Source organism: Falsirhodobacter algicola (assembly GCF_018279165.1).
GTDB lineage: Bacteria > Pseudomonadota > Alphaproteobacteria > Rhodobacterales > Rhodobacteraceae > Falsirhodobacter > Falsirhodobacter algicola.
Window position 1 is genome coordinate 2,249,238 of the sequence record NZ_CP047289.1, and the last position, 21,791, is coordinate 2,271,028.

17 protein-coding genes are annotated in these 21,791 nt (G+C 68.3%); 12 read left to right on the forward strand and 5 right to left on the reverse strand.

What is annotated here, in order from left to right; genetic code table 11:
- Positions 1 to 4: 4 nt before the first annotated feature.
- From GR316_RS11350 to ftsH, 6 genes are all read left to right on the forward strand, one after another.
- A complete protein-coding gene (locus GR316_RS11350; RefSeq protein WP_211784019.1) occupies positions 5 to 1,312 on the forward strand; it encodes a cell envelope biogenesis protein TolA in 1,308 nt (435 codons plus the stop codon).
- Positions 1,313 to 1,359: 47 nt separating this feature from the next.
- Complete coding sequence (gene tolB, locus GR316_RS11355) at positions 1,360 to 2,685, forward strand: Tol-Pal system beta propeller repeat protein TolB (RefSeq protein ID WP_211784020.1); 1,326 nt, start codon at positions 1,360 to 1,362, stop codon at positions 2,683 to 2,685.
- Between the two features lie 71 nt (positions 2,686 to 2,756).
- Positions 2,757 to 3,305, forward strand: a complete 549-nt coding sequence (gene pal, locus GR316_RS11360; protein ID WP_211784021.1) for a peptidoglycan-associated lipoprotein Pal — start codon at positions 2,757 to 2,759, stop codon at positions 3,303 to 3,305.
- Positions 3,306 to 3,309: 4 nt separating this feature from the next.
- The gene (gene ybgF / locus GR316_RS11365) at positions 3,310 to 4,131 is read left to right on the forward strand and encodes a tol-pal system protein YbgF (protein WP_211784022.1); all 822 of its coding nucleotides are present in this window, start codon (positions 3,310 to 3,312) and stop codon (positions 4,129 to 4,131) included.
- Positions 4,128 to 5,318, forward strand: a complete 1,191-nt coding sequence (gene tilS, locus GR316_RS11370) for a tRNA lysidine(34) synthetase TilS (RefSeq protein WP_211784023.1) — start codon at positions 4,128 to 4,130, stop codon at positions 5,316 to 5,318. The genes ybgF and tilS overlap by 4 nt, the downstream gene beginning before the upstream one ends.
- 68 nt (positions 5,319 to 5,386) lie before the next feature.
- Entirely contained in the window at positions 5,387 to 7,285 is a 1,899-nt protein-coding gene (gene ftsH / locus GR316_RS11375) for an ATP-dependent zinc metalloprotease FtsH (RefSeq protein ID WP_211784024.1), read from the forward strand.
- 48 nt (positions 7,286 to 7,333) lie between these two features.
- Here ftsH and pdeM read toward each other — a convergent pair whose 3' ends face one another.
- Together pdeM and GR316_RS11385 are read right to left on the reverse strand one after the other, a co-directional pair.
- Positions 7,334 to 7,975 (reverse strand): ligase-associated DNA damage response endonuclease PdeM, encoded by a 642-nt coding sequence (gene pdeM / locus GR316_RS11380; protein ID WP_211784025.1) that lies wholly within the window; start codon positions 7,973 to 7,975, stop codon positions 7,334 to 7,336.
- Positions 7,976 to 7,985: 10 nt separating this feature from the next.
- Positions 7,986 to 10,376 (reverse strand): ligase-associated DNA damage response DEXH box helicase, encoded by a 2,391-nt coding sequence (locus GR316_RS11385; protein WP_211784026.1) that lies wholly within the window; start codon positions 10,374 to 10,376, stop codon positions 7,986 to 7,988.
- 87 nt (positions 10,377 to 10,463) lie between these two features.
- On the opposite strand from GR316_RS11385, the gene GR316_RS11390 reads away from it, so the two are divergent.
- The 5 genes from GR316_RS11390 (at position 10,464) to GR316_RS11410 (ending at position 15,364) form a co-directional block, all read left to right on the forward strand.
- Positions 10,464 to 11,276 (forward strand): TIGR00282 family metallophosphoesterase, encoded by an 813-nt coding sequence (locus GR316_RS11390; RefSeq protein WP_211784027.1) that lies wholly within the window; start codon positions 10,464 to 10,466, stop codon positions 11,274 to 11,276.
- Positions 11,269 to 13,041, forward strand: coding sequence for an SLC13 family permease (locus tag GR316_RS11395; RefSeq protein ID WP_211784028.1), 1,773 nt, complete (start codon positions 11,269 to 11,271; stop codon positions 13,039 to 13,041). Before GR316_RS11390 ends, GR316_RS11395 begins: the two co-directional genes overlap by 8 nt.
- A gap of 41 nt (positions 13,042 to 13,082) precedes the next feature.
- On the forward strand, positions 13,083 to 13,826 hold the full coding sequence (locus tag GR316_RS11400; RefSeq protein ID WP_211784029.1) for a YebC/PmpR family DNA-binding transcriptional regulator: 744 nt from the start codon (positions 13,083 to 13,085) through the stop codon (positions 13,824 to 13,826).
- Positions 13,827 to 13,892: 66 nt separating this feature from the next.
- Entirely contained in the window at positions 13,893 to 14,495 is a 603-nt protein-coding gene (locus GR316_RS11405) for a LysE/ArgO family amino acid transporter (protein ID WP_211784030.1), read from the forward strand.
- Positions 14,495 to 15,364, forward strand: a complete 870-nt coding sequence (locus GR316_RS11410; protein WP_249218773.1) for a DMT family transporter — start codon at positions 14,495 to 14,497, stop codon at positions 15,362 to 15,364. Before GR316_RS11405 ends, GR316_RS11410 begins: the two co-directional genes overlap by 1 nt.
- Here the strand turns inward: GR316_RS11410 and glgX are convergent.
- The 3 genes from glgX to treY all read right to left on the reverse strand — a co-directional run bounded on the left by glgX (position 15,349) and on the right by treY (position 20,955).
- Positions 15,349 to 17,385 carry a glycogen debranching protein GlgX gene (glgX, locus tag GR316_RS11415; RefSeq protein ID WP_211784031.1) on the reverse strand — a complete coding sequence of 679 codons (2,037 nt, stop codon included), beginning with the start codon at positions 17,383 to 17,385 and terminating at the stop codon, positions 15,349 to 15,351. The two genes, GR316_RS11410 and glgX, sit on opposite strands and share 16 nt — an antisense overlap.
- Positions 17,385 to 18,605 (reverse strand): sugar phosphate nucleotidyltransferase, encoded by a 1,221-nt coding sequence (locus tag GR316_RS11420; protein ID WP_211784032.1) that lies wholly within the window; start codon positions 18,603 to 18,605, stop codon positions 17,385 to 17,387. Before GR316_RS11420 ends, glgX begins: the two co-directional genes overlap by 1 nt.
- A 127-nt stretch (positions 18,606 to 18,732) precedes the next feature.
- The gene (gene treY, locus GR316_RS11425; RefSeq protein WP_211784033.1) at positions 18,733 to 20,955 is read right to left on the reverse strand and encodes a malto-oligosyltrehalose synthase; all 2,223 of its coding nucleotides are present in this window, start codon (positions 20,953 to 20,955) and stop codon (positions 18,733 to 18,735) included.
- Positions 20,956 to 21,100: 145 nt separating this feature from the next.
- Here treY and GR316_RS11430 point away from each other — a divergent pair, with 145 nt between their 5' ends.
- Positions 21,101 to 21,778: a PRC-barrel domain-containing protein gene (locus tag GR316_RS11430; RefSeq protein ID WP_211784034.1), complete on the forward strand. Its 678-nt coding sequence runs from the start codon at positions 21,101 to 21,103 to the stop codon at positions 21,776 to 21,778.
- Positions 21,779 to 21,791: the final 13 nt, after the last annotated feature.

Sequence of the window (21,791 nt, forward strand, 5' to 3'; positions counted from 1 at the left end):
GTTCATGAGAACGGGCGTCATCATCTCCTCCATCGGGCATGTCCTGCTGATCCTCTGGCTGTTGTTCGGGGGCCTGTTCCGGCCGCAACCGACGCCGCCGGTGTCGGTCGCGGATGTCTCCATCCTGTCGAGCAGCGAGTTCGATCAGATGGTCGCCGAGACCGAGACCGACAGCACCGAGGAGGCCGAGCCCGCGCCGACCCCGCCGCCGGCGACGCCGCCGCGCGCGCGCCCCGAACCCACGCCCGAACCGGAGCCTGCGCCCGAACCCGCGCCGGAGCCGGAGCCTGCGCCGGAGCCCGAACCCGCGCCGACCCCGACGCCGGAAGCCACGCCCGCGCCGCAGCCTGCGCCCGCACCGGAACCGACCCCAGAGCCGACGCCCGCGCCGGTCGCCCCGGAAACCGCGCCGACGCCCGTCCCCGAGGCGGCGGAGCCGCAGGCCGTGCTGCCCCCCGCGCCGGTGGAGCAGCCGCAACTCTCGCCCGATGCCAGTCCGCGCCCGCGGCAGGCCCCGCGCGTTGCGCCGACGCCCGCCCCGGCGCCCGCGCCGACGGCAGAGGTCGCCGACACGCCGCAGCAGGCCGTGACGGAAACCCCGACGGAGACGCCCGCCGAGGAGCAGGAGCCCCAGCCCGAGCAGGCCCCGCGCGAAGCCGCGAGCGAGATCGTGCCCGAGCCGCAGCCGCAGGCGAACCTCGCCCCGGCCGGAAGCCCGCGCCCGCGCGATCGTCCGCAGCGCGCCGCCGCGCCCACGCAGGCCGAACGCCCGGCGCAGCCGGCCGCCGAAGCCCCGGCCAAGGCCGCGCCCCAAGCGAAGGCCGAAACGAAGATCGAGACCAAGGCCCCCGCCGCCTCCGAGCCGGCCAAGCGCCCCGCCGCCCCGGCGCAGACGCAGACCGACCGCAGCGCGGTTCAGGACGCCTTGGCCGAAGCCCTCGGTTCGGGCGCATCCGAAGCACCCGCACGGACCTCGGCGCCCTCGGGCCCGCCGATGACGAGCGGCGAGAAGGATGCCCTGCGCGTGGCCGTGCAGCAGTGCTGGAACGTCGGCGCCCTTTCGACCGAGGCGCTGCAAAGCACCGTCACCGTCGGCTTCACCGTCGCGCAGAATGGCGTGCCGGATAGCGGATCGGTGCATATGGTCGGCTTCGAGGGTGGCAGCGATGCCGGTGCCCGCCAAGCCTACGAGGCGGCGCGCCGCGCGATCATCCGCTGCGGGGCGAGCGGCTTCCCGCTTCCGGCGGACAAGTACGATCAGTGGCGAGAGATCGAGATCGTCTTCAACCCCACGAGCATGCGCGTCAGGTGACGCGCAGCGCCCCGCCCCTATATGACCGGAAAACGCCAGAGGATCGGATGAGCATGTTGAGAACCCTCGCTACCGCGCTGACCGTCGCGCTGTCGCTGACCGGCGGCATGGCCCTTGCCCAGCAAGGCCCCCTGCGGATCGAGATCACCGACGGCGTGATCGAGCCGCTGCCCTTCGCGGCGCCCACCTTCATCGACCAAGGCGGCGCAGGGCAGGCGGCGTCCGACATCACCCGCGTGGTCGCGGCCGACCTTGCCGGGACGGGCCTCTTCCGCGAGATCCCGTCCTCGGCCTTCATCAGTCAGGTGTCGGGCTTCGATGCGCCCGTCGCCTATAACGACTGGAAGGCGATCAACGCGCAGGCGCTGATCGTCGGCGCGGTCACAGCGCAGGGCGACCGCATCACCGTGAAGTTCCGCTTGTTCGATATCTTCTCGGGCCAGCAACTGGGCGAAGGGCTTCAATTCGCCGGCACGCGCGGCACATGGCGGCGCATGGCCCACAAGGTCGCCGATGCCGTCTATGCCCGCATCACCGGCGAGGGGCCGTATTTCGACAGCCGCGTCGTCTATGTGCAGGAAAGCGGTCCGAAGGACGCGCGTCAGAAGCGCATCGCCGTCATGGATTACGACGGCGCGAACGTGCAGTATCTGACGGACGCCTCCTCGATCGTGCTGGCGCCGCGCTTCTCGCCCGATGGCAGCCAGATCCTGTTCACCTCCTATGCCTCGGGCTTCCCGCGCATCTATCTGATGAACACCGCCAACCTGTCGGTGCGCGCGCTGGATCAACAGCCCGGCACGATGACCTTCGCGCCGCGCTTCGCCCCCGATGGCCGCAAGGTCGTCTTCAGCCTCGAGCAGGGCGGCAACTCCGACCTCTACGAGCTGGACACCCAGAGCGGGCAGCGCCGCCAGCTGACCAATTCCCCCGCGATCGAAGCCGGGGCGAGCTATTCGCCTGATGGCAGTCAAATCGTGTTCGACAGCGACCGCACCGGAAGCTCGCAGATCTATGTCATGCCGGCGGGCGGCGGCGAGGCGCGGCGCATCTCGGCGGGATCCGGGCGCTACAACACGCCCGTCTGGTCGCCGCGCGGCGATCTGATCGCCTTCACCAAACAGGATGGCGGCCGGTTCCACATCGGTGTGATGCGCACCGATGGCAGCGAGGAACGGCTGCTGACCTCGTCCTTCCTGGACGAAGGCCCGACATGGGCGCCGAACGGCCGCGTGCTGATGTTCACCCGCGAAGGTGCGGGCGCGGGCGGGCAGGCGGCGCTCTATTCGGTGGACATCTCGGGCCGCAATCTGAAGCAGGTTCCGACGCAGGGCCCGGCTTCGGACCCGGCATGGTCCCCGCTTCTGCCGTGACGGTGGCGCGGCCGTTGGACGGCCCGCGCAAACCTGCTATCCTTGACGCGAATGTATGAGAGGACGTGTCGATGACCTATCTCCCCAAGGCGCTGATGCTGGTCGCCGTGCTGGGCCTTGCCGCCTGCAACAACCCCAACCGCTTCGGTGCGGGCGGGGCGGGTGCGGACGGGGCCTATGGCCAGTACGGCCAGAACGGCTACGGCACGGGCGGCGTGGATACCGCCGCGCTCGGCAGCGCGGGCGATCCGAACTCGCCGGCCTATTTCAACCAGACGCTGGGCGACCGGGTGTTCTTCGCGGTGGACCAGTCCACCCTGTCCGATGAGGCCCGCCAGACGCTGAGCGCGCAGGCCCAATGGCTGAACCAGCATCCCAACTACGCCGTCATCATCGAAGGCCATGCCGACGAACAGGGCACGCGGGAATACAACCTCGCGCTCGGTGCGCGCCGCGCCTCCGCCGCGCAGGACTTCCTGATCTCGCAAGGGGTGCAGCCGGGCCGTCTGCGCACGGTGTCCTATGGCAAGGAACGCCCGGTGGCCGTCTGCTCCACCGAGGAATGCTATGGCAAGAACCGCCGCGCCGTGACGGTGCTGCAGGCGGGCGCGGGGGCCTGATCCGATGCGTCTGCTTCTGGTCCTGACGCTGGCGCTGCTGCCCGTCTCTGCGCTTGCGCAGGACCGGGCGCAGTCGCTGGCCGATGTGCGGGCCGAACTGGCGCAGCTGAATGCGCAGTTCAACGCCCTGAAGAACGAGCTGGTGACGACGGGGGCGATCTCCTCCGGCGCGGCCGGCGGATCGGCCTTGCAGCGGATGGACACGATGGAGCAATCGCTCCAGCGTCTGACCGCCCGCACCGAGGAGATCGAGCTGAAGCTGAACCGCGTCATCGCGGACGGCACGAACCGGGTCGGCGATCTGGAATTCCGCCTGACCGAACTGGAGGGCGGCGACATCGGCGCCGTTCCCCCGACGCAGCCGCTGGGCGGCAGCGACACGGCCGCCGCCACCCCGGCGCCGGTGCCCAGCACATCCTCCTCTTCGGGGGGAACGCAGCTTGCCGTTCAGGAGCAGGCCGATTTCGACCGGGCGCGGGAGGTGCTCGGTCAGGGTGACTTTCGCGCCGCCGCGGACCAGCTTGAGGCCTTTGCCCAGACCTACACGGGCGGCGCCCTGACCTATGAGGCGCTGTATCTGCGCGGCGACGCGTTGAGCAGCCTTGGCCAGACGGCGGATGCGGCGCGGTCCTATCTCGATGCCTTCTCGGGCGATCCGGACGGGCCGCGGGCGGCGGATGCGCTGCTGAAACTGGGGCAGCGGCTGGGGGATCTGAATCAGACCCAAGAGGCCTGCGTGACGCTGGCCGAAGTCGGCACCCGCTTCCCCTCCAGCGATGCGGCGGGGCAGGCGAGCACCTCGATGCGGAGCCTCGGCTGTCCGTGACGCTGCGGCAGCGGTTTCTTCAGGGCCTGGAGCCGGCACCGCCGGTTCTGGGCCTTGCCGTATCCGGGGGCGGGGATTCGGTCGCGCTTCTGGCCCTTGCCGTGGAGGCGGGGCTGACCTGCCGCGCGGTGACGGTCGATCACGGCCTGCGCCCGGAGGCTGCGGCCGAGGCGCGCGATGTCGCGGCCCTTTGTGCCCGGCTGGGGGTGCCGCACCGCACGCTGCGTTGGTCGTGGGACGGGCGCGGCAACCTGCCGGATGCGGCCCGCCGCGCCCGCCGCGCGCTGATCGCGAGTTGGGCGCGGGACGAGGGGGTGGGCACCGTCGCCCTTGGCCATACCCGCGACGATGTGGCCGAAACCTTTCTGATGCGGCTGGCGCGCGGTGCAGGCCTCGATGGCCTTGCCGCCATGTCCGCCCGCTGGGACGAAGGGGGGCTGACTTGGTGCCGCCCCCTGATCGGCATCGGCCGTCAGGAATTGCGGGACGCATTGGCCGAACGCGGCCTGACTTGGGCCGAAGATCCGACCAACGACGATCCCGCCTATGACCGCGCCCGCGCGCGCGCCGCACTTGCGGCGCTGCCGCTGGGCCTCACGACCGAGCGTCTCGCCGATGTCGCGGGGCATCTTGCGGCCGCCCGCCGCGCACTGGACGCCGCGACCGCCACCGCCGCGCGCCATCACCTGCAAGTCGATCGCGGCGATGTGCTGATCGATCCGCAGGGGCTGGAGCCGGAATTGCTGCGCCGCCTCGTGCTGCGGGGCATCGCGTGGATCGGGGGCGCGGGCTATCCGCCGCGGGCCGCGGCGGTCGCGCGGGCGCTGGAGGCGCTGACGGTAGGGCGCCCGGCCTCGGTGCAAGGGTGCGGCATGGTGGCGCAGAACGGCCGCTTCCGCCTCTATCGGGACTGGTCGGCGGTGCGGGGCCTGCGTGTTCCTGTCGGCGCGCGGTGGGACCGCTGGCGGCTGACCGGCCCGGCGCAGGATGGGGTGACGATCGCCGCCCTTGGCCCAGAGGGCCTGCTCTGCTGCCCCGAATGGCGCGCGGAGGGCCTTCCGCGCCGCAGCCTCATGGCCAGCCCGGCCGTGTGGGAGGGCGCAAATCTGGTCGCGGCGCCCCTTGCGGGCCGCGCCGAGGGCTGGTCCGCTGCCCTTGATCCGCCGCCCGGTCGCATATCGCATTGAACCCCCCGGCTGAATGATTATCTTGACCGCGAGTGCCTTCGGGCTCGAGGTGTCAGGGGAGACGACTTTTGGGGAACGCGCGCAATATTGCCTTCTGGGTGGTTCTGTTCCTGCTTGTGCTGGCACTGTTCAACCTGTTCAGCGGGGGAAGCTCCACCAGCGCCTCTCGCAGCATTTCCTTCACCGACTTTATCGAGCGGGTGGAGAATGATCAGGTGGCCTCCGTCACCCTCGATGGGGAACGGATCCTGTTCCGGGGCAATGACGGCAGCCAGTATGTGTCCATCAAGCCGCAGGGCGAGAATGTGACCGACCGGCTGATCGACAAGAACATCGAAGTGCGGGCCGAGCCGCAGGAGCAGTCGGGCTTCCTGTCGCTGATCTCGCTGTGGTTGCCGTTCATCGTTCTGATCGGGATCTGGATCTTCTTCATGAATCGCATGCAGGGCGGCGGAAAGGGCGGGGCTATGGGCTTCGGCAAATCCCGCGCCAAGCTGCTGACGGAGAAGCATGGCCGGGTCACCTTCGACGACGTGGCCGGCATCGACGAGGCCAAGGAGGAGCTGGAGGAGATCGTCGAGTTCCTGCGCAACCCGCAGAAATTCAGCCGCCTCGGGGGCAAGATCCCCAAGGGTGCGCTGCTCGTCGGTCCGCCCGGTACGGGTAAGACGCTTCTGGCGCGGGCCATCGCGGGCGAGGCGGGCGTGCCCTTCTTCACCATCTCGGGCTCCGACTTCGTGGAGATGTTCGTGGGTGTCGGTGCATCGCGTGTGCGCGACATGTTCGAGCAGGCCAAGAAGAACGCCCCCTGCATCGTCTTCATCGACGAGATCGACGCCGTGGGCCGTGCCCGCGGGGTCGGCATCGGCGGCGGCAACGACGAGCGCGAGCAGACGCTGAACCAGCTTTTGGTGGAGATGGACGGCTTCGAGGCGAATGAGGGCGTGATCATCGTCGCCGCCACGAACCGCAAGGACGTGCTGGACCCGGCGCTGCTGCGTCCGGGCCGCTTCGACCGTCAGATCCATGTGCCGAACCCCGATATCAAGGGCCGCGAGAAGATCCTGAACGTGCATGCGCGCAAGGTCCCGCTCGGTCCCAATGTCGATCTGCGCCTGATCGCACGCGGCACGCCGGGCTTTTCCGGGGCCGATCTGATGAACCTCGTCAACGAGGCGGCGCTGATGGCCGCCCGCGTCGGCCGTCGGTTCGTGACGATGGACGATTTCGAGAACGCCAAGGACAAGGTGATGATGGGGGCGGAGCGTCGGTCGATGGTGCTGACCCCCGACGTGAAGGAAAAGACCGCCTATCACGAGGCCGGGCACGCGATCGTTGGCATGGCGATGCCGAAATGCGATCCCGTCTACAAGGCCACCATCATTCCGCGTGGCGGTGCGCTTGGCATGGTCGTCAGCCTGCCCGAGATGGACCGGCTGAACATGCACAAGGACGAAGGCAAGCAGAAGATCGCGATGACCATGGCGGGCAAGGCCGCCGAGATCATCAAATACGGCGAAGAGGGTGTGTCCTCCGGCCCGGCGGGCGATATTCAGCAGGCCTCTGCGCTGGCGCGGGCGATGGTCATGCGGTGGGGCATGTCGGAGACGGTCGGCAATATCGACTATGCCGAGGCGCATCAGGGCTATCAGGGGCAGACCGGCGGCTTCTCCGTCTCGGCCGAGACGAAGAACAAGATCGAAGCCGAGGTGAAGCGCCTGATCGACGAAGGCTACGACACCGCCTACCGCATCCTGACCGAGCAGTCGGAGCAGTTCGAACGTCTGGCCAAGGGCCTTCTGGAATACGAGACGCTGACCGGCAATCAGATCCGCAAGGTCGTCGCCGGAGAGCCGATCGACGAGGATGACGAGAATGACAAGCCGACGGGCAGCGGCTCTATCGCCGCGATCCCGAAGACCCGGCCGCGCCCTGCGGGCGACGGGTTGCCCGAACCTTCGGCCTGATAGACACAGACAGGAACGCCCCGGATGCAAATCCGGGGCGTTTTGCTGTCAGCGGCGGGGGCAGGGGATGGCGATGGCCCGGTGCCCCGTCAGGATCGCGATCGCCCCCGGCCCGAGGCGCGCTGCGATCGCCGGATCGCTGCACCACAGCCCGCCGGTATAGGTGCCGAAGGCCGGAAGGATCACCTGACGCGCATCGGCCACGAAACAGGGCCGCACCCGCCCTGCCAGTCGCGCCTTGGGGTGGAAGTGCCCCGAAATCTCGCCCGCCTCCCCCATCGCCTCGTGGCGCAGCACGAGGGGGCCGATCCGCATCTGCGGCAGATGGGTGCCGCCCGCTATGGCCGGAACGGGATCGTGGTTCCCCGCGATCCAGACCCAGTCCCGCCCCGCCATCAGGCGGTGCAGATGGGCCAGATCGTCGGGGGCGAGCCATGCCTCGGAATCGTCGAAACTGTCGCCGAGGCAGACGATCCGCGCCGTGGGTGCGGCGTCCAGCACCGCCTGCAGGCGGGCCAGCGTGTCGCGCGCGTCATAGGGGGGCAGAAGGGCACCGCCGCGCCGGGCCATCCGTTCGGATTTGCCAAGGTGCAGGTCGGACACGATCAGCGTATCGCGCGCCGGCATCCACAGCGCCCCGCTGGCAAGGGCGGCCAAAGGCTCGCCGATCAGGGTGAAGGTGTGATCCATGCCGCGCCGCCTATGCCAGCGAGAGTCCCGCTTCGGCCATCAGGCGGGCGGCCTCGTCCTCCATCAGGCGTTCGCGGGCGGCGCCCATGACGGGCACGCGGCCGAGTTCCAAGAGCAGCGGCGCGGCCAGCGGCGTTACCTTCGGGCGGCGCACGAGGTCGATGCGGCCATGGATGCGGTCCAGCATCTCTTCGATCCGGCCATAATCGACCAGACCGCGCTGCGCCTCTTCGCGGGTGATCCGCAGCATCAGGTGATCCGGATCGTGCCGCACCAGCGTGTCATAGAGGATGTCCGAAGAGAACGTCGCCTGCCGCCCCGATTTGCGCCGCCCCTGATGGCTGCGTTCGATCAGGCCGGCGATGATGGCGACATCGCGGAAGGTGCGCTTCATCACCGCATTGCCCTGAAGCCATGTGTCCAGCCCCTCGCGCAGGCCCGCCGGATCAAGGAGGGGGGCGGCGTCCTGCACCTCCTCCAGCCCCCAGATCAGCAGGGCGTAGTCGGTCGCGACGAACCCGAGCGGCGCAAGGCCCGCCGCCTCCATCCGCCGCGTCACCAGAAGGCCCAGCGTCTGCATCGCGTTGCGCCCGGCAAAGGCATAGAGGCACAGATGCTCGCGCCCGTCATGGGGGAAGGTTTCGGCCAGAAGGCGATCCTCGCGCGGCAGATGGCTGACCTCGCGCTGCAAAGTCAGCCATTCGGCGGTGTGGCGCGGCAGGTCGGGCCAGTCCGGCTGTCGGAACATCTCGAGGATACGATGCGTCAGCACGGTGGAGGTCGCGAATTTCGTGCCGCCGAAGGTTGCGACCTTCGGATCGCGGCCCGGGGCGCGGCTGACCTCCACCGTCATTTCGTTCAGCGATTCGTAGCGCACGATCTGTCCGGCCATCAGAAAGGTGTCGCCCGGGGTCAGGGTGGCGGCGAAACCTTCCTCCACCTCGCCAAGGGGGGCACCGCCGCGCCCGCGCATCCGCACCTTCAGGGTTTCGCTGTCGATGATCGTCCCGAGGTTCTGCCGGATCACCGCCGCCGCGCGCGGATCGCGCAGCGTCCAGCGCCCCTCCCGCAGCATCAGCCGCTGCCAGCGGTCATAGGCGGCAAGGGCATAGCCGCCCGTCGCGCAGAAGGCGATGCAGGCGTCGAACGCCTCCCGGTTCAGTTCGGCATAGGGGCCCGCGCCGCGCACCTCGTCGAACAGTGCATCCGCATCGAAGCCCCCGGCGCAGGCGGTCGCCAAAAGGTGCTGGCAGAGCACATCGCGCGGACCCGCCCCGCGCGGCGCACCGTCCAGATCGCGGGCCCGCACGGCCTGCAACGCGGCCACGCATTCCACCACCTCGAACCGGTTGGCGGGCACCAGCAGCGCCTTGGACGGCGCGTTGTAGCGGTGGTTCGCCCGCCCGATCCGCTGCACCAGACGTTTGACGTTCTTCGGCGCGCCGACCTGAATCACGAGGTCCACATCCCCCCAGTCGATCCCGAGATCGAGAGATCCCGTGCAGACGATCGCCCGCAGCGTGCCCGCCGCCATCGCCCCCTCCACCCTCTGACGCTGCTCGCGCGAGAGGGAGCCGTGATGGATGCCGATGGGCAAGGCCTCCTCGTTGGCGAGCCACAGGTCGTGGAAGAACAGCTCCGCCTGCGCGCGGGTGTTGTGGAAGATCAGCGTCGTGCGGTGGCGCTTCACCTCGGCCAGCACATCGGGAATGGCATAGCGCCCGCCATTGCCCGCCCAAGGGGGCGCCGCGGTGGTGGCCATCATCGTGATGTCGGGTTCGGGGCCGGGATCGGCCTCGAGGATGCGGCAGCCGCCGGGATGGAGAAAGCGGGCCAGCGCAAGCGGATCCTCCACCGTGGCGGAGAGGCCGACCCGGCGCATCCCCGGCGCCAGCGCCTGCAGCCGCGCAAGGCCCAGCATCAACTGATCGCCGCGCTTGCTTTCGGCAAGGGCGTGGATCTCGTCCACGATGACGCGGCGCAGGCCCGCGAAGATGCGCGGCGCATCCTCGTAGCTCAGCAGCAGCGCGAGGCTTTCGGGCGTCGTCAGCAGGATCTGCGGCGGATCGGCCCGTTGGCGGCGGCGGGCGGTGGGGGTGGTGTCGCCGGTCCGATCCTCCACCCGGATGGCAAGGCCCGCCCCTTCGATCGGGGCGGTCAGGTTGCGGCGGATGTCGGCGGTCAGCGCCTTCAGCGGCGAGATATAGAGCGTGTGCAGCCCCGCATGGCCCGCCGCCTCGGCCAGCGTCGGCAGAAAGCCCGCCAGCGTCTTGCCGCCGCCGGTGGGCGCGATCAGCAGCGTGGCCGCATCCTGCGCGTGATCCAGCATGGCCCGCTGGTGGGGGTGCAGCGCCCAGCCGCGCGTCGTGAACCAATCTTCGAGTGAGGGGGGAAGATCCATGCCCCCAAGATAGGCGCGCCCCGTGCCGCGGAAAAGGCGGCAAGATAGTTCTTGCCTGCCCGTGATGCCGCCCCTAACGCTTTGCGGATGAAGATACTGTTTCTGGGCGATGTGATGGGGCGGGCAGGGCGAGCGGCGATTGCCGAACGTCTGCCGAAACTGCGTGCCGATCTTGCCGCCGATTTCGTGATCGTGAACGGGGAAAACGCCAGCGGCGGGATGGGTCTGACGGGGGGGCATGCAAAGCTGATCCTCGACTCCGGGGCCGATTGCGTGACGCTGGGCGACCATGCCTTCGATCAGAAGGACATGCTGCAATTCATCGAGGCCGAGCCGCGGGTGATCCGGCCGCTGAACTTCTCGCGCGTGGCGCCGGGCAAGGGCGCGCGCGTCTTCAACGCGACGAACGGGCGCCGCGTGCTGGTGGCGCAGGTGCTGGGTCAGGTGTTCATGAAGCGGCCCTTCGACGATCCCTTCTCGGCGGTCGATGCGGCGCTGAAGACCCATGGCGGCGGCGTTCAGGCCGCGGTGATCGACATCCACTGCGAAGCCACGAGCGAGAAGATGGCGATGGGCCATTGGTGCGACGGGCGGGCCAGCCTCGTCGTCGGCACCCATACCCATGTGCCCACCGCCGATGCCCAGATCCTTCCGGGCGGAACGGGCTTTCAATCCGATGCCGGGATGTGCGGCGATTATGACAGCGTGATCGGCATGCAGAAGCTGGAGCCGCTGCGCCGCTTCATCACCGGAATGCCCAAGGAACGTTTCGAACCGGCCGCCGGGCCAGCCACCCTGTCGGGCGTGCTGGTGGAGACGGATGACCGCACCGGCAAGGCCACCCGCATCACCATGATCCGCAGCGGCGGACGTTTGCAGGAGTCGCTACCACATGCTTGAGCTCTCTCCCGAGATCATGCCCTGGGCCGCCATCGCGATCATTCTCGTGATGCTGGTGCTGTTCGTGGCCGAAACCTTCCCGGTGGAGGTGACGGCCATCGGCGGGGCCGCGCTGATGCTGGTGCTCGGGATCCTGCCCATTTCGGATGCGGCTTCGGTGCTGTCGAACAACGCGCCATGGACCATCGCGCTGATGTTCATCGTGGTGGGCGCGCTGGTGCGGACAGGAACGCTCGACAGCATCACCCATATGGCCAACACATGGGTGGCCACGCATCCGGCGCAGACGGTGGGCGTGCTGGGGGTGCTGATCGTCTGCCTCTCGGCGGTGGTGAACAACACGCCGGTGGTGGTCGTCTTCCTGCCGGTCTTCATGCAACTGGCGCAGACGATGAAGATCGCGCCTTCCAAGCTGTTAATCCCGCTGTCCTATCTGTCGATCATGGGCGGCACGGTCACGCTGGTCGGCACTTCGACCAACCTCGTGGTGGACGGGGTGGCCCGCGGTCAGGGGCTGGAGCCGTTCGGCATCTTCGAGATCACGCCCGTCGGCATTCCGATCGCCCTCGTCGGGATGATCTATCTTGGTCTTTTCGGGCGCTGGCTGCTGCCTTCGCGCGATTCCATGAGCACGCTTCTGGGCGGCCGGTCCAAGATGAAGTTCTTCACCGAGGTGGCGATCGCGCATGACAGCGCCCTCGTCGGCACCCCGGTGCTGGAGGCCGACCTGTTCAAACGCGCGGGCGTGCGGGTGATCGACGTGCTGCGGGGCGACATGTCGCTGCGCCGCGATCTGACATCGGTGGTGCTGGCGCCGGGGGACCGGGTGGTTCTGCGCACCCCCATGCAGGAGCTTCTGAGCTTTCAGGACCACAAGGACCTCACCTCGATCGACAAGCTGTCTTCGGTGGCGACCAGCACCGTCGAGGTGCTGATCACCCCCGGCTGCCGCCTGATCGGCCGGCGCCTGAGCGAGATGCGCCTGCGCCGCCGCTACGGCGTCTATGTGCTGGCGGCGCATCGGCGCAATCAGAACATCGGGCGCCAGCTCGACGATCTGGTGGTGGCGGTGGGCGATACGCTGCTTCTGGAAGGGCGGATGGAGGATATCCAGCGCCTCGCCTCGGATATGGACATGGTGGATCTGACCCAGCCGACCGAAAAACCCTTCCGGCGCAAACGCGCGCCGATCGTGGTGGCGGTGCTGGCGGGGATCGTGCTGCTGTCCTCGTTCAACGTCGCCCCAATCGAGATCCTTGCCTTCATCGGCGTGGCCATCGTGCTGCTGACGCGCTGCATCGATGCGGACGAGGCCTTCGCCTCCATCGACGGGCGGCTTCTGGGGATGCTGTTCGGCATGATCGCCGTGGGGCAGGGGATGGACCATTCCGGCGCGGTGGAGCTGATCGTGAAGGCCGCGCAGCCCTTCCTCGGCGATCTGCCGGGCTGGGCGCTGATCTTCTGCGTCTATGCGCTGACCTCGCTGCTGACGGAACTGCTGTCCAACAACGCGGTGGCCGTGGTGGTCACGCCCGTGGCGATCGGGCTGGCGCAGGGCCTCGGCCTCGATGCGCGGCCGATCCTGATCGCGGTGATGCTGGGCGCGTCCTTCGGGTTCGCCACGCCCATCGGATATCAGTGCAACCTGCTGGTCTACGGGCCGGGCGGATACACCTTCGGGGACTTCCTGCGCATCGGCGTGCCGCTGAACGTGCTGATGGGGATCGTGGCCTCCATCGTGATCCCCTTGCTCTACAGCCTGTGACTGGCATATAGAACAGCGGATTTCACGGACGGAGACGGGACATGGCAGGCCATTCCAAATGGGCGAACATCCAGCACCGGAAGGGCAAGCAGGACAAGTTGCGCTCCAAGATGTTCTCGAAGCTGGCGAAGGAGATCACCGTCGCCGCCAAGATGGGCGATCCCGATCCGGACAAGAACCCCCGTCTGCGCCTTGCGGTGAAGGCGGCCAAGGCCGTGTCGATGCCCAAGGACGTGATCGACCGCGCGATCAAGAAATCGCAGGGCGGCGATGCCGAGGATTACACCGAACTGCGCTATGAGGGCTACGGCCCGAACGGCATCGCCGTGATCGTGGAGACGATGACGGACAACGTGAACCGCACGGCGTCCAACGTCCGCAGTTACTTCACTAAGAACGGCGGCAATCTCGGCACCACGGGTTCGGTGTCCTTCATGTTCGACCGCATGGGCGAGATCACCTATCCCGCCAGCGTCGGCGATGCCGACACGGTCATGATGGCCGCGCTGGAGGCTGGGGCGGAGGATGTCGAATCCGACGAGGATGGCCACTGGATCTATTGCCCGATGGACGATCTGGCCGCCGTCTCCGATGCGCTCGAAGCCGCGCTCGGCGAGGCGGACGAGGCCAAGCTGATCTGGAAGCCGCAGACCCGCACCGAGGTGGATCTGGAGACGGCGCAGAAGCTGATGAAGCTGATCGACACGCTCGAGGAAGACGATGACGTGCAGAACGTCACCGCCAATTTCGACATCCCCGAGGATGTGGCCCAGCAACTGGGCTGATCCCGGCAGGGGGGCGGGCGTGCTCGCCCCCGCCTGCGGGGATCCACGAACAGAAAGCGTTCCGCCGTGTCCCCCGCTCTTTCCGGTTTTCTGACATCCCTCAGCCTGATCCTTGCGATCGGGGCGCAGAACGCCTTCGTGCTGCGCCAAGGGCTGCGGCGCGAGCATGTGGGCACGGTCGTGCTGATCTGCGCGCTGTCCGATGCGGTGCTGATCGCGGCGGGGGTGGCGGGGTTCGGCGCGCTCGCGGCGTCGGTGCCGTGGCTCGGGACGGTGATGCGGCTGGCGGGGGCGGGGTTCCTGATCGTCTATGGGGCGCTGCGGTTCCGCGCGGCCCTTGCGGGCAGCGGGGCGCTGCAACCGGCCGAGGGAGCCGGCCCCACGCGGCGGCAAGCGGCGGCGACGGTGCTGCTGCTGACATGGGCCAACCCGCATGTCTATCTCGATACGCTGATGCTGATCGGATCGGTCGCGGCCCAGCACGCCCCGCATGAAGGGGCGTTCGGGCTTGGGGCGGTTCTGGCGTCGGGGGTGTTCTTCACGGCGCTCGGCTATGGCGCGCGGGCGCTGGGGCCGGTGTTCCGCCGGCCTGCGGCATGGACGGTTCTGGACATCGCCGTCGGGGCGATCATGTGGGCCATCGCGGCCCAGCTTCTAAGGGGACTCTGATGCGCGACCGTCCGATTCAGGGCATCCTGTGGATGCTGGGCACGACCTTGAGCTTCGTCGCCGTGAACGGCGCGGTGCGCGCGGCGGGCAGCGATCTGCCTTCGGTGCAGGCCGCGTTCCTGCGGTTCCTGTTCGGCGTGGTGCTGCTGGCGCCCGTGGTGCCGGGCCTGCTGCGCCGCCGCTTTCCCGCGCGGATCTGGGGCCTGTTCGGGCTGCGGGGGCTGTTCCACGCCGCCGCCGTGATCGGCTGGTTCTATGCCATGGTCCATATCCCGATGGCCGAGGTGACGGCGATCAACTACCTCAACCCCGTCCTCGTGACGGTGGGGGGCGCGCTCCTGTTTAAGGAGCGGTTCTCGTGGCAGCGGGGGGCGGCGGTGGCGGTGGCGCTGATCGGCACGCTGATCGTGCTGCGCCCCGGCCTGCGCGCGGTGGAGGCTGGGCACCTCGCCCAGCTTTTCGCCGCCTTCATGTTCGCGGGCAGCTACCTTGCGGCCAAGCGGCTGTCGCAGGATGTGCCGGCGGGGATCGTGGTGGCGGTCATGTCGCTCAGCGTGGCGGTGATCCTTGCGCCGGCGGCGCTCATGGTCTGGCAGACGCCCAGCGGGACGGAGCTTGCCTTCCTCGCCATGTCCGCCCTTTTCGCGACCCTTGCGCATTACTGCATGAGCCGGGCCTTCGACTGCGCCCCCCTGACGGTGACGCAGCCGGTGATCTTTCTTCAGCTCGTCTGGGCGACGCTGCTCGGAACGATCGTGTTCGGCGACCGCGTCGATCCCTTCGTGCTGCTGGGCGGCGGGCTGATCATCGCCGCCATCGCCTATCTGACCTTCCGCGATGCGCGGCGGGCCCGTCAGGCCCGCAAATAGGCGCTGGCGCTCTGCCAGTTCAGATCGACCGTGCCCGTCACGCGGTCCGAGCAGGCGACGGGATCGAGCGCGGTGTCGATCCGCTTTGTCCATGTCCCCTCGGGCAACACGAACGGCCCCTCGTCCCCGGCGTTCAGGATCACGAGCACGTCGCGCTCCCCGGTCAGAAGGCGCATCCCGATCACCTCGAGGCCGGCATCCCAATCCTCGGCGGTCATCTCGCGGCCCTCGGGGTGGTGCCATGTGACGACCGGCCCGTCGATGCCGTCATCCGGCGCGGTGGCCCAGCGGATGCGGCTAAGGCCGACCTCCTTGCGGAAGGACATCAGATCGGCCACGGCCTGCGTCAGCGTATCCCGCGCCTTGTCCCAATCCAGCCATGCGATCTCGTTGTCCTGACAATAGGCGTTGTTGTTGCCGCCCTGCGTCTGGCCGATCTCATCCCCGGCCAGCAGCATCGGAACGCCCTGACTGAAGAAGAGCGAGCCGAGCATCGCCTTCACCCGCCGTTCGCGCGAGCCGTTGACGCCCGGATCGTCGGTCGCCCCTTCGATGCCCATATTGTCGGAAAGGTTGTGGGAATGGCCGTCGCGGTTGTCCTCGCCATTCGCGTCATTGTGCTTGTCGTTGTAGGAGACCGTATCCCACAGCGTGAAGCCGTCATGCGCGGCAAGGAAGTTCACCGAACTCGTGGCCGGGCGGTGCGAATGGTTGAACTGTACCGGCGATCCGGCCAGCCGCTGGCTGACATCGGGCACCATGCCGCCCTGCCGTTTCCAGAAGGCGCGCAGATCGTCGCGGGCCTTGTCGTTCCATTCGCGGAACGGCCATGGGAAGCCGCCGACCTGATAGCCGCCTTCGCCGACATCCCACGGCTCGGCGATCAGCTTCACCTTGGACAGGACCGGGTCCTGCCGGATGGCGGCGAAGAAGCCGCCCTCGCGCTCGAAGCCCTGCGGCTCCCGCCCAAGGGTCGAGGCCAGATCGAAGCGGAACCCGTCCACATGCATCACCTGCACCCAATAGCGCAGGCTGTCGAGAACCATGCGCAGCACCATCGGATGCGCGACGTTCAGCGTGTTGCCGGTGCCGGTCGTGTCGAAGGCATGGCGTTTGTTCTCGGGGCTGAGAAGGTAGTAAGAGGCGTTGTCGATCCCCTTGAAGGACAGGGTCGGGCCACGCTCGTTCCCTTCGGCGGTGTGGTTGTAGACGACATCGAGGATCACCTCGATCCCCGCGCGGTGGAACTTGCGGATCGTCTCCTTCACCTCGCGCGGTTTGCCGGATTTGAGATAGCCGCGATGGGGCGCGAAGAAGGCGATGGAGTTGTAGCCCCAGTAGTTCGACAGCCCCTTTTCCTGAAGGTGGCGATCGTGCAGGAAGCCGTGGATCGGCAAAAGCTCGATCGCGGTGGCGCCGATGCGGTGCAGATGCTCGATCACCGCGTCCGAGGCTAGGCCCGCGAAGGTGCCGCGATCGGCCTCGGGCACGCCGGGATGGCGCTGCGTCAGGCCCTTCACATGCGCCTCGTAAACAAGGCTGTCGCACCAGCGGTAATGCAGCGCGCGCTCCGCCTCCCAATCGAAATCGGGATCGGTGACGACGGCCTTGGGCATGAACGGCGCGCTGTCGCGTTCGTCAAAGGTCAGATCGTCGCCGGGCAGGGCATAGCCGAACAGCGCATCATCCCATTCGGTATTGCCCACGATCTCGCGGGCATAGGGATCGAGCAGCAGCTTGTTGGGGTTGAAGCGGTGGCCGTTCTCCGGCTCGTACGGGCCGTGGACGCGGTAGCCATAGGGCTGCCCCGGACGGATGCCCGGAACATAGCCGTGCCAGATGCCGCCCTCCATGATGGGCATGTCGAGGCGCTGGATCTCCTTGGTGCCGGTCGGATCAAACAGGCACAGCTCGATCCGGGTCGCGTTGTCGGAGAAGATGGCGAAGTTCGTGCCATCGGCATCCACCTCCGCGCCCAGAACGTCCGAACGGGAAGCCTCGCGGTCAAAGGCGAATGTCATCAGATGCGGCCCAACGTGATGGCGGAAGAGGCATGGACGGGGATGCGTTTGCTGGCCCGGCGGTCCAGCATGGCCTGCGTCACCAGCGTGGTGCCGCCAGCGGTCACGCGGAACCAGCGGGCATCTTCGGCGGCGTCCTCGCCCACGGTCAGATCGCAGGGGATGACGGTGCCCGGCGCGACGATGGCGCGGGTCAGATGCGCGCCGGGTTCCACGCGCGCCCCCGGCATGACCACCGTCTCATCCAGCAGCGTCCAGCGGCGCGCCCCCGACAAGGGCGGGCTGAGGGCGATGCCGCCCGCGCGCAGCATATGGCCGGTGAATCCGTCATGGCCGGGATCGAGGTCGCGGCGCGCGGTCACATCCTCGGGGCGGCGGCAGCGCACGAGGCCGTCGCGCAGGTCGATCCATGTTTGGCGAAAGGCGTCCAGCGTGCCGACATCGCGCCAATAGGGGGCGCGCCCTTCGGCATCGACGGGGCGGGTATGGGCGAAGGCATGGCCCGCCATCACGGCGCGGGGCAGGATGTCCTTGCCGAAATCGTGGCCCGACCGCGGATTGGTCATATCCTCCAGCAGGACGGGGCGCAGCCACGACCAGCGGAACACATAGATGCCCATGCTGGCCAGCGCGCGCGACGGATCGCCCGGCATATGCGGCGGATCGAGCGGTTTTTCCACGAACATGCGGATGCGGCCATCGGCATCCGTCCCCATCACCCCGAAGGAGGACGCATCGCGCAGCGGGACGGCGTCCACCGCCACCGTCACATCCGCGCCCATCATGCGGTGATCGGCGATCATCGCCGTCAGGTCCATGTCATAGACATGGTCCCCGGCCAGAACCACGACCTCTTCGGCGCCCGAGGCGTCAATCTCGGCCATGTTCGCGGCTAGCACGGCGGCCGTGCCGGCATAGCCCTGCTCATCCCCCGTGACGGTGGGGCCATGGCGCAGGATCATCCGATCGAACGCGTTGCCCCAGCGGTGGCGCATATGCATGTTCAGCGTTCCGGGGCAGTATTGCGTGCCTACCAGAAGGTTGCGCAGCCCGGCCCGGACGCTGCCTGCGATCGTGAAATCGACGATGCGGCGGTTGTCGCCGAAGGCCAGCGCGGGCTTGCATTCGTGCTGCGTCAGATCGTACAGGCGCGAGCCCTGACCCCCCGCCAGCAGGACGCCCAGCGTCCGTGAAAGATCGAGTGTGGCGGTGGTCGACATGGCGGCATCCTCACGGCAGGGCTGAACCTTCGCTGAACCGCAGGAGAGGGCGAAAGTTCCGCCCCGCCAATGCGCGCGATGCGAAATAATTTCGCGCCGCGCGCCCTTGCCTTTTTGCTGGGCAGCGTCAGGCCGTCCAGTCGACGGAAACGCCGCCTTCGGACCAGAGCGATCCGCCCGAAACATCCCGCCCATCGAGCTCCACCGTCACCTCGAGTCGGCGCGGCCCATCCCCGCTGCGGATCAGCCGCAAAAGGCCCGGCGCTGGGCTGTCCACGCGGGCGCCGGCCTGCTCGAAGAACGCCCGCTCGTCGAAGCGCAGGCGCATGAGGGCGCGTGTCAGCCGGGCCTTCGGCGCGTCCGAACATTCGAGCGCGGCAAAGTCGGGGGCGAGGCGGTTGTCCGGGTCGGTCAGCAAGTGCTGCATCCCCTCCGTCCCCTGATAGATGTAGGGGATGCCCGGCATCGCGAATTTCAGCGCCGTCTGCGCAAGGCTCAGACGATCGGCGCGGCGGAAGAGGGCGCGTGCCGCCTCGGGCAGCGCCTCCGCCCAGCGAGAGGCGAGCGCGGCGGCGAAGGCGAGGGGGCCGGCCTCGGCGTCATGGCGCGGATGGGTCCAGTTGGTGATCTCCTTCGCCTCGCGCATGGCCTTTTCCAAATGGGTGGTAAGGCGGGGGGCGATGTCGTCCCGGCCGTCCTCCCACATCGCAAGAAGCGTCTGCAGGATGTACCAGCGCAGATTGGCGGGCACATCCTGCGCGCCGGGCAGTTGGTTTGCCTCCTGCCACAGGGCATGGAACTGCCGGGGCAGGTGGCTGATCGCCACGAGGCGCATGCGCGCATCCTCGGCCCGTTTGGTATCATGGGTGGAGGTCAGGTTCACATGGCCGGGCGCGATGCGCTGCACGAAGGCATCAAAGCCCGCGGCATCCAGCACCGCCTCGTCGGGGAGGGAGCCGACCTCGTTCGCGGCCAGATAGCGGTTCCAGCGGAAGGCGGCGGTATCCTCGTGCGCCTTGGCCAGAAGCGCGCCCGTCACCTGCTGGAACCGGTCGCGGAACCGGCGGGCCTCGGCGGTGGCCGGGTCCGTCATCGCGCGGACGAGCGCGCGGGCCACGCGGTCGCTGCGCAGATCCTTGGCGGCGGCGGTCAGCACCTCATCCAAGATGCGGCGATCCTCGTCGCGGGTGGTGCCGTCCGTCAGGTAGGTGCGGTAGCGGGGGAAGTGGCGCAGCAGCGCAAGGATCGCCTCGCGCAGCCACGCATCGCCCGCTTCGGCGCCGGGGCCAATGGCCGCGCGCCCCAAATCCACGAGTTGCAGCAGCTCGGCCGCAAGATCGCCTTCGATCACCTCGATCTTGGCCGTCTCCAGTGCCTCCTCGAAGGTGCCGGTGCGGCCCGTCGCCGCGCGCCACAGATGATCGAGTTCCTCCAGCCCCGGCGCATCGGTCAGCGCCCGTGCCAGCGCGCGGGCGGATTCGTAGCCCGTCGTGCCCATCGTCTTCCAATCCGGGGGCAGACATTCCGGCCCGGTCAGGATCTTCTCCACCCAGACGGGCGTATCCGGCAGCGCCGCCGCCAGCCGCTCGAGATAGCCGGCGGGATCGGTCAGCCCGTCCACATGATCCACCCGCAGGCCCTGAACCTCGCCCGCGCGGACCAGATCGAAGATCAGGGCATGGGTGTCCTCGAACACGGCCTCGTCCTCCACGCGCATCCCGATCAGGCCGGTGACGTTGAAGAACCGCCGATGGGTGATGCTGTCGCGCTCCATCTCCCAGAACGACAGGCGGTAGGGCTGGGCGTCATGCACGCGGGCGATGGTTTCGGGATCGTCGCGGCCGCTGTCGGGTAGGGTGCCGGGCCGCAGGGGGAAGGACAGCGCGCCGTTCGTCAGCCGCCCGCCGGCATGTTCCTCCAGACGGAAATCGGCGGGATCGAAGGGGCTTGGCAGCATCGGCACCAGAAGGCGCCCCTTGTCCCAGTCGATGTCGAAATGCCGGGCATAGCGGCTGTCCGTCCCATGCTTCAGCACATCCAGAAGCCACGGATTCTCCAGATTGAAGGCGGTGTGGTTCGGCACGATGTCGAGCACGATCGCGATCCCGGCCTCGCGCGCGGCGGCCGCCAGCGCCGAGAAACCTTCCCGCCCGCCCAGAGACGTGTCGATCTTGGTGGGGTCCGTCACGTCATAGCCGTGGGTGGACCCTTCGGTCGCCTGTAGGATCGGCGAGAGGTAGAGATGCGTCACCCCCAGCCGGATCAGATGCGGCAGCAGGTCGACCGCCGTCTGAAAGGTCCGGCCCTCGCGGAGGAGGAGATGGTAGAGTGCGGTGGGAAGGGGGGGCATGGCATCCTCGGGCTGCTGTGGCGGGTGAACCCCCGCCCGGGGTGGCGGTTCCGTGCCGAACGGGGGGAAGGCGCAGGAACTTTCGGCAGGGGCCAAGGTTGTGACCCCGACGGCTGAGCATGTTGCCAGCTTTTGGAGGAACGACATGAAGAACCTTGCGCTTTCGACGGCCATTCTTGCCCTGATGTCGGGTGCCGCCCTTGCCCAGACTTCGCCGGATGCGAGCAACCCGACCACCGCCACCGGCCAAGAGCAGCCGCCGCTGACCGGCCGCGATGCATCGCCCTCGGATCCGGGCACGCTCGACACCGGCAACGAAGGCGGTGAGCCTGCGATGGACGCGCAGTCGAACGACACGCCCATGGGGTCCGAGGCGGAACAGCCCGGCACCATGAGCGATCCGATGCCCGGCGAGAGCGACACCGCCCCCGAAGGCATGGACAGCACCGATCCGGGCATGGACGCGCCGACGCCCGCCCCGGGCATGGACGACACCACCGCCGGCAGCGATCCGTCGATGGCGACGCCCGAAGGCTATGCGCCGGTCGATATGGCCACGCTGACGGCCGATCAACTGGATGGCGCCACCGTCTATGACCAGAACGAGGCCGATGTCGGCGAAATCTCGGAAGTGATGCCCGAAGAGGGGATGCCCGAGACGGTGATCGTCGATGTGGGCGGTTTCCTTGGTCTGGGCGAGCGGTCGGTCGCGCTGAACGTGTCCGAACTGTCCTTCTATCAGGAAGTCGATGGCGACGAGCTGCGCGCCTTCACGATGATGACCGAAGACGAGCTGAAGGAGCTTCCCGAATACGAGGAATGATCCGACGCGAATG

Coding starts and splice junctions, on each gene's coding strand:
- GR316_RS11350 (WP_211784019.1), top strand. CDS start 5: ATGAGAACGGGCGTCATCATCTCCTCCATCGGGCATGTCCTGCTGATC.
- tolB (WP_211784020.1), top strand. CDS start 1,360: ATGAGCATGTTGAGAACCCTCGCTACCGCGCTGACCGTCGCGCTGTCG.
- pal (WP_211784021.1), top strand. CDS start 2,757: ATGACCTATCTCCCCAAGGCGCTGATGCTGGTCGCCGTGCTGGGCCTT.
- ybgF (WP_211784022.1), top strand. CDS start 3,310: ATGCGTCTGCTTCTGGTCCTGACGCTGGCGCTGCTGCCCGTCTCTGCG.
- pdeM (WP_211784025.1), bottom strand. CDS start 7,975: ATGGATCACACCTTCACCCTGATCGGCGAGCCTTTGGCCGCCCTTGCC.
- GR316_RS11385 (WP_211784026.1), bottom strand. CDS start 10,376: ATGGATCTTCCCCCCTCACTCGAAGATTGGTTCACGACGCGCGGCTGG.
- GR316_RS11390 (WP_211784027.1), top strand. CDS start 10,464: ATGAAGATACTGTTTCTGGGCGATGTGATGGGGCGGGCAGGGCGAGCG.
- GR316_RS11395 (WP_211784028.1), top strand. CDS start 11,269: ATGCTTGAGCTCTCTCCCGAGATCATGCCCTGGGCCGCCATCGCGATC.
- GR316_RS11400 (WP_211784029.1), top strand. CDS start 13,083: ATGGCAGGCCATTCCAAATGGGCGAACATCCAGCACCGGAAGGGCAAG.
- GR316_RS11410 (WP_249218773.1), top strand. CDS start 14,495: ATGCGCGACCGTCCGATTCAGGGCATCCTGTGGATGCTGGGCACGACC.
- glgX (WP_211784031.1), bottom strand. CDS start 17,385: ATGACATTCGCCTTTGACCGCGAGGCTTCCCGTTCGGACGTTCTGGGC.
- GR316_RS11420 (WP_211784032.1), bottom strand. CDS start 18,605: ATGTCGACCACCGCCACACTCGATCTTTCACGGACGCTGGGCGTCCTG.
- treY (WP_211784033.1), bottom strand. CDS start 20,955: ATGCCCCCCCTTCCCACCGCACTCTACCATCTCCTCCTCCGCGAGGGC.
- GR316_RS11430 (WP_211784034.1), top strand. CDS start 21,101: ATGAAGAACCTTGCGCTTTCGACGGCCATTCTTGCCCTGATGTCGGGT.